The sequence below is a fragment of the Wolbachia endosymbiont of Madathamugadia hiepei genome, assembly GCF_013366855.1.
Classification (GTDB): Bacteria; Pseudomonadota; Alphaproteobacteria; order Rickettsiales; family Anaplasmataceae; genus Wolbachia.
Genome location: NZ_WQMP01000042.1, coordinates 1 through 7,241 on the forward strand (window position 1 = coordinate 1; position 7,241 = coordinate 7,241).

At 36.6% G+C, this 7,241-nt stretch carries 6 protein-coding genes and 1 other RNA gene; 6 read left to right on the forward strand and 1 reads right to left on the reverse strand.

Annotated elements, in window-relative coordinates; genetic code table 11:
• Window positions 1-255 precede the first annotated feature (255 nt).
• Window positions 256-1,071: a transporter associated domain-containing protein gene (locus GO685_RS02320; protein ID WP_175937408.1), complete on the reverse strand. Its 816-nt coding sequence runs from the start codon at window positions 1,069-1,071 to the stop codon at window positions 256-258.
• 405 nt (window positions 1,072-1,476) lie between these two features.
• On the opposite strand from GO685_RS02320, the gene hemE reads away from it, so the two are divergent.
• From hemE to GO685_RS02355, 6 genes are all read left to right on the forward strand, one after another.
• A complete protein-coding gene (gene hemE / locus GO685_RS02325; protein WP_175937409.1) occupies window positions 1,477-2,493 on the forward strand; it encodes a uroporphyrinogen decarboxylase in 1,017 nt (338 codons plus the stop codon).
• A 613-nt stretch (window positions 2,494-3,106) separates the two neighbouring features.
• Window positions 3,107-3,440, forward strand: a transfer-messenger RNA (tmRNA) gene (gene ssrA, locus GO685_RS02330).
• A gap of 23 nt (window positions 3,441-3,463) precedes the next feature.
• The gene (locus GO685_RS02335) at window positions 3,464-3,901 is read left to right on the forward strand and encodes a ClpXP protease specificity-enhancing factor SspB (protein WP_175937410.1); all 438 of its coding nucleotides are present in this window, start codon (window positions 3,464-3,466) and stop codon (window positions 3,899-3,901) included.
• A gap of 340 nt (window positions 3,902-4,241) precedes the next feature.
• Entirely contained in the window at window positions 4,242-4,511 is a 270-nt protein-coding gene (locus tag GO685_RS02345) for a type II toxin-antitoxin system RelE family toxin (RefSeq protein ID WP_175937411.1), read from the forward strand.
• A 127-nt stretch (window positions 4,512-4,638) separates the two neighbouring features.
• On the forward strand, window positions 4,639-4,914 hold the full coding sequence (locus GO685_RS02350; protein WP_175937412.1) for a YggT family protein: 276 nt from the start codon (window positions 4,639-4,641) through the stop codon (window positions 4,912-4,914).
• 4 nt (window positions 4,915-4,918) lie between these two features.
• The gene (locus GO685_RS02355; RefSeq protein WP_175937413.1) at window positions 4,919-7,042 is read left to right on the forward strand and encodes an FtsK/SpoIIIE family DNA translocase; all 2,124 of its coding nucleotides are present in this window, start codon (window positions 4,919-4,921) and stop codon (window positions 7,040-7,042) included.
• Window positions 7,043-7,241 lie beyond the last annotated feature (199 nt).

The following is a 7,241-nucleotide window of genomic DNA, read 5'->3' on the forward strand; positions in this document are numbered from 1 at the left end:
ATTTGACAAGACTGCTGAGGTTTTTATGGGTTTTTTAAACTTCGTTGGTTCTCTCATATGGCTTCTCTAAAATTTTGTTCACAGAGACTAAAGGCAAAACACTTCCTCACAAGGAATATCAATAGATCTCTTTCATAACTGATTTATGGTAGGGAATTTTCAGGAGAAACGCAACCGCAGAATACTTGAGGTATTTGAGGAGCGTAAGCAAGTTTTAACGCAAAATTAGAAAGCAGGTTGTGCAAGAGATCTAATCTAGTTTCTGTAATCACTTAAGTCTAATATTACCTTATCAATGTACCTCTCACTCGCACTCTTAACAACGAATTTCACACCATTTTTGTACTTAACAACTTCACCTACAGAGGGTACCTTGCCGGCGACTAAAAGAATTAACCCACCAAGTGTGGCATAATCCTCCTCAGGGCTGCGCAATTCTATTTTTAGATTTTCCTCTATGTCCTTTATCAGAGTTCTAGCTGATATCTCAAACTTACTCTGAGATAACTTTACAATTGCATACTCAGAAGGTTCACTTCCACTGTTAATATTTGATACCAATTCTTCCACAAGATCAGTTACTGAAATTAAGCCATCAGTTCCACCATATTCATCCAACACGACAGCCAAATACGATCTGGAGGATCTCATCTTGACGAAAAGGCTGGTGGTCTTCATTGAGGGTGGCACGAATATCACGTTTTGTACAAGTTTCCTCAGGCTAAAACCTTCGTCTTCGTTTAGGATAACATCTTTTACATAGAAAAAACCTATCACATTATCAAAATCATTTTTATAAATTAACACCTTAGTGTGACGGATATTTTTTATTTTCTTCATTACCTCATGTTTACTCGATTCAATGTCCACTGCACATATTTCTATGCGTGGAGTCATCATATCAGTTATATTGCAGTCATGGAATTTTATTAGACCGTTGAATATATTAAGATCTGGTAAATCCTTCATTAATGCTTCAGTTGCACACTCTCTCAGCATACGAGCCCTTTTGAAAAGAAACAAAAAAATTCTGTACGCTACCCGTTTTATAAAAGTCTCTTTTTTACTCAACTCGCTTCCTACTAATGGTAAAAATATTTTTGGATCAGGTTTACCAAGAAAAGTGTTGTTAAATGTTTAATAAGCATGTGAATAATGTCAAATTAATTTGTGGATTATCTGTTGATACCGGATACTAACAATTGATCAACAACTTTTTCACTGGTGTGCACATAATTATATAACAGCACACAATGGGAAAACCTTTTCCATAAGGGAAGATTACCAACAATCTGAACATTTTACTTATACACATGAGTTAATAGAGAAAATCAATAACATATAAAAGTTACTAACATACTTATCCACAAGTAGGGCAATAAGAATCTTCATAGAATTTTAAGTTAATAACAGACCGTTGATAAAACTATTACTACTGTTATACTTTGCTGTACAAAGGAAGACAGATTAATCAAATTGGAAAACAGTAAAACAATAGTAGCAAGAACCATAAGTGAGGGCAGGCAGGGTAAGGAGACACCAATTTGGCTAATGCGTCAGGCGGGTAGATCTCTCCCTGAGTACCGCGAGGCGGTAAAAAACGTGAGTAATTTTATAGAGATGTGTTATAGCACAGATTTAGTGGTAGAGCTGACACTGCAACCAATTGCAAGGTTTAACATGGATGCAGCGATAATCTTCTCTGACATTTTAATAGTGGCTGATGCCTTGGGTTGTGATGTAAACTTCGTGCGTGGCGTAGGTCCGGTGATAAGGCCCGTGGAAGATTTTAAAGAGCTGGGAAGTCCACGAGAAATTGAAGCTAAGACCCTGCCAATTCTAAGCGCTATAAAGGGAGTAAGGAGTTGTTTGCCGGAAGAAAAGTCTCTCATAGGGTTTGCTGGGGGTCCATGGACAGTTGCTTCGTACATCATAGAAGGTAAAAGTAGCAAAACTTTTTCTAAAGTGCTGAATTTCTGTTCTTTGGGCTTGGCAAAAATAATTGAGCGGATAACGGAGGCAACAATTGTCTATCTGATTAAGCAAATAGAGTTTGGAGCAGATGTTATACAGTTGTTTGACAGTAATGCTGGAGCGTTGTCGAAAGAGCTATTTAAGAAATATGTTATTGAGCCGACAGAGAAGATTACCTTAGCGATAAGGGATAGGTTCCCAGATTTTCCAATAATAGGTTTTCCAAGATCTGCTGGAAGTTTTTATAAGGATTACTGTAACCAAACGGGTGTATCAGCAGTGAGTATAGATTATGACATTCCAATAGAATGGGCAAAAGAAAACCTGAAAGTCCCTTTGCAAGGGAACCTCAATCCTAGTCTTTTGGCGTATAACAAAGCTAAAGCAATTGAAGAAGCGAAGCGTATAATAGATTGCTTTAGGGATTTACCTTTCATATTTAATCTCGGACATGGAGTGCTTCCTGACACTCCAGTTGAAAATATTGCCGCATTAGTAGACTTAGTGAAGAGTTACTAATGTAATAGACTTCTTGCACATCAGCAGAAAAGGGCGATTATTTTTGGCGTTTTTTATAACGCCGTGTACCCTTAAATTACCTTAGCTATGAATGTTAAGAAATTTACTAAATGAAAAAAAAGCAAAAGAAGCCCTGGTCGGTATTTATTTTTAGTATTGGCGTTTTTATGCCTTAAACGCTGCAATTTAGCTGCTTTTAAATGCAACTAGTCTAAGCTATAATATTTAAGAAATTTACCAGACAGAGGAAAAAGACAATAAAACCCCGAGGTAGCTAGTTATTCCACTCTCTATTTTAAAATCCGGCGTTGGGTGATGTCTTAAACGACTTATAAGCGCGTTTCAGCTTGTATGGGCAAAAACCTGAAGTTTTAAAAAGACATACAGTGCGCATAGTGCAAAAAATTAAACAATAGTACGCCAAATACAAGTTTTCTTGTCATTTTAACTTGTACAGATTAGGAAGTTAAATAATAGCTTTAGTACTATGATAAGGGGATTGAAAGAATTTGTCAAGTAGTTTTGTTTCTATTGGGTAGCTTTTTCCACTGTTATCTGTCCGCTTTCTGTGTAGTGGGAATTGGTATTAGCTACCGATTAACTTAAAGTTAAATATCTTGACATTTACTTGATATTATTATATAATAGCTATGTGCATTTTATACACTATGGCAATAAAATTACCTTGTAATAGGTGTATTGGACCCGAGGGCAGTACTCGGCGCCTCCACCATGTTTTTAATTTATATGGGGGCGAATAAGGATCGACATGCATAGTAAAGATGGTAACTTTGCTCGGTTAGACACCACCGTTAAGAGTTCGTAATTTAAATGCAAACAATAATTTTGCTGCTGACAGCAATGTAGCACTAGCTGCTTAATTTAGCACTATAACTTCATTGCTACAAGCACGGTTCAGGGAACGCCGGGTAACAGAAGTTCCCCCAGAATTTACATGTGCAAAAGTTGTATGGACAAAATAGATTATAAGAGATCGCTTAATTTCGTCAAGTTTCAAGTCATTAAAAAGGCTTTAGATATCATATCAGGCAATGATTTTACTCCTCATTTAGAAATATTATTTTTCACTTATTTTAACGGTGTTATCGTGCCAGATTACCTAAGAAAGTCATACCCTACTCAAGTGCTTATTATATTACAACATCAATTCTATGATTTAAAAATTTTTGAGGATAAATTTAGCGTAAGTTTGAGTTTCCGCGGAAAACAAGAGCAAATTACCGTGCCATTTTTTGCCATTAGCGGATTCCATGATAAAGTTTCAGGGGATGTTTTAATATTTGACAAGATCAGTATTGATTCTGACAAAGAATATAATAGTGAAAGACACACTGAAAACCTGCCAAATGGCAGTATTATATCCATAGACCAACTGCGCGACCAGTAGTTGCAAACCTAGCTTCTAATTGTTTATTAACGCAGGTGCGCAAAATTCTTTTTATACATCAGTAACTTCCTTTATTGAAAAATTAGAAAAATTATTGTATAATCGTTATAGTAGTAGATTTTGGTAAAGCATATGGCGGGTTCAAGCACTAGTATAGCTCTCAGCAAAGAAACTTTAGAGGACCTTGCTCGCTTGGCTAAAGCGAAAAACAGTCCGTTCAAGGGCTAGCAGAGGAGTTTATACAAGAAGCGATTGAACATGAGGAAAACATGGCACTACTTAAGCTTGCTATTCAACGCGATATTCCAGGTGCGAAAGGAATCAAGTATGAAGATGTCGAATGGAAATAGAGCTTTATGAAATCGAATTTTTAGATAATGTTACTGAAAGGGATCTTCCAAAAACAATAGAGTTAGGAGTTAAAAAAGCGATAGAAAAACGCCTCAAAGTTTCTCCTGATAAAGTGGGAAAGTCTTTATCGCATGATCTTAAAGGGTACCGCAGAATACGAGTAGGTGACTACCGTATGGTTTATCAAGTAAACAATTTAGAACGCATAGTGAAAATTGTTGGAATAAGACATAGAGAGTACTTCTACGATCGTCATTAAAACAGTCGCTATTAAATAGTATATAATTCAGAGTAAAGGTAACGAAAACAGCATTTTGAGTTTGAGGGATTGATTTAGAACTCCTAAATATCTATCTTTATATATAATTTTTATGTAATAAACGTGCATGCACCCAATAATATATTTACTCAACACGTTATTTGATCTTTATAGCTTCATTCTAATATGTTGGATTGCTTTAAATTGGCTGATTAAGCTTAATGTGGTAAATATGTATAACGAAGTTGTGAGCAACATAATGCATAATTTGAACCGACTTACCCATCCACCACTAAAGATTATTAGAAGGTATATACGACCATTCAACGGGTTAGATTTATCTGTGATGATATTGCTAATAGCAGTTCACTGTGTAAAATATACGATAAATTACTACTTTTAAGTAGATGCTAAAAAAATATCTGAAATCAGCAATATGCCTGTTGCCCCTAATGTATTTATATATATCAGTTTTTAGCTACAACTATAAAGATCCATCCTTAAACACAGCTACAGATGAAGAAGTAACGAATTTATGTGGAATAGTAGGCTCGTATTTAGCTGATATATTAGTTCAATTTCTTGGATTAACTAGTATTGCAGTAGCTACAACTATAGTTTATTTTTTGATCCTCAGGCCATCAAAAAGGCTGCTGAAAATTCTCTACTTAACATTAATTAATTTAGGGATATGCGCTATATTAGCACAACTTTCACTCGGCATCACTGCAAGGTATATGCACGGTGGAATAATAGGAAATGCACTAATTAGTAACTACCCATTTTATATATTCACAGTAGCAATGTCAATAGGTATTGTGGGACTAATCGGTTGGAAGAGAACGATTTACTTTATATTCTTCTTGTGTAAAAAAATAGCTTCCCTTTTTGCAAATGTTCTGTTTTTCAGGCTACGTAAAACTGCTGAACATTCTATTGTATCATCAGTAGTGGAAGAACAACATAGAGCTCAAGTTGCTACCAGACAGCAACCAAAAGAAAGACAGAAAAAAGTTACTGGAGAGATTTTTAAACCTTCTAGTGGGTTTGAGTTTCCAAGTATTCATTTACTTTCTAAGGCAGAAGAGTCTTTGCAGAGAAAACAGTTGAATGAGATGGAGAGCAACAAGAATTTATCTTTGCTGGAGCAAGTTCTGAGTGATTTTGGCGTGCAAGGAAAAATTATCAATGTATGTTATGGACCAGTTGTGACTTTGTACAAACTTGAGCCACAGGCCGGCACAAAGTCTGCAAGAGTAATTGGTCTTGCGGATGACATTGCACGTTCAATGAGTGCGCTCTCTGCGCGTATTTCAATAATTCGTGGACAAAACGCCATGGGAATAGAATTGCCAAACAAGGAGCGAGAAATTGTCATGCTGCGTGACTTGCTTGAATCGCCAGAATACCAAAGTGCAAATTTAAACCTTCCAATTGCGCTGGGCAAAGAAATAAGCGGGAAATCAGTTATTGCCGATTTGGCCAAAATGCCACACTTGCTTGTTGCTGGAACCACAGGATCGGGTAAATCAGTTGCAATTAACACCATGATTCTTTCACTCGTTTATCGATTAAATCCCAACGAATGCAAGATGATAATGATCGACCCCAAAATGCTTGAGCTTTCAATATATGATGCAATACCGCATCTCATAACGCCAGTGGTAACGGAGCCAAAAAAGGCTGTTATTGCTCTTAAGTGGATAGTAAAAGAGATGGAAAATCGCTATCGTATGATGTCGTATTTGAATGTGCGCAATGTGATAAACTATAACCAAAAAATCACAGAAGCGATGAATAATGGGATAGAATTGGAGCGTGTTGTGCAAATTGGCTTTAATTCAACAACAGGCAAACCCTTGTTTGAAAAAATACCAATCAAGATGGAAACATTTCCGTATATCGTGGTGATCGTAGATGAAATAGCAGATTTGATGCTTGTTGCTGGCAAAGAAATAGAGTGCTCTATTCAGCGTTTAGCGCAAATGGCTCGTGCTGCAGGAATACACATCGTAATGGCAACGCAGCGTCCATCTGTGGATGTGATAACAGGTGTGATAAAGGCAAACTTCCCAACGAGAATCAGTTTTGCTGTGACTTCTAAAATAGATAGCAGAACAATACTTGGTGAACAAGGGGCTGAACAATTGCTAGGTATGGGTGATATGCTCTATATGGCCTCTGGTGGTAAGATTATTAGAGTTCACGGTCCGTTTGTGAGTGATAATGAAGTGCAAAATATAGTTGATCATTTGAAAATGCAAGGTGAGCCGAACTACATGGAGGAAATCACCAAGGAGGATGAAAATTCCTCTGCAGAATTAGACGGTGAAACAGAAGATGAAGAGAACAACCTGTACAACCAAGCAGTGGCTATCATTCAGAGAGATAAAAAGGTTTCAACTAGTTACATTCAACGACAACTTAGAATAGGATATAACAGAGCTGCAAATATTGTTGAAAGAATGGAAAAGGAAGGTATTGTCAGTGCTCCAAACTACTTGGGAAAGAGAGAGATACTGGTAGAATAGACTTCTTGCATAGCTTTTGGTAGCGCGTTGGATGAAACAAAAAAACTACTTGACAAATCTCACCAAGCCCGTTATCACAAGGTTGAAGCTATTGTTTATCTTCAGTCTGTGCACATAGTGCAAAAAATTAAACATGGTACGCCAGATACACTAAGTTTTTTTGTCATTTAATCTGCACAGACTGAAGATAAACAATAGC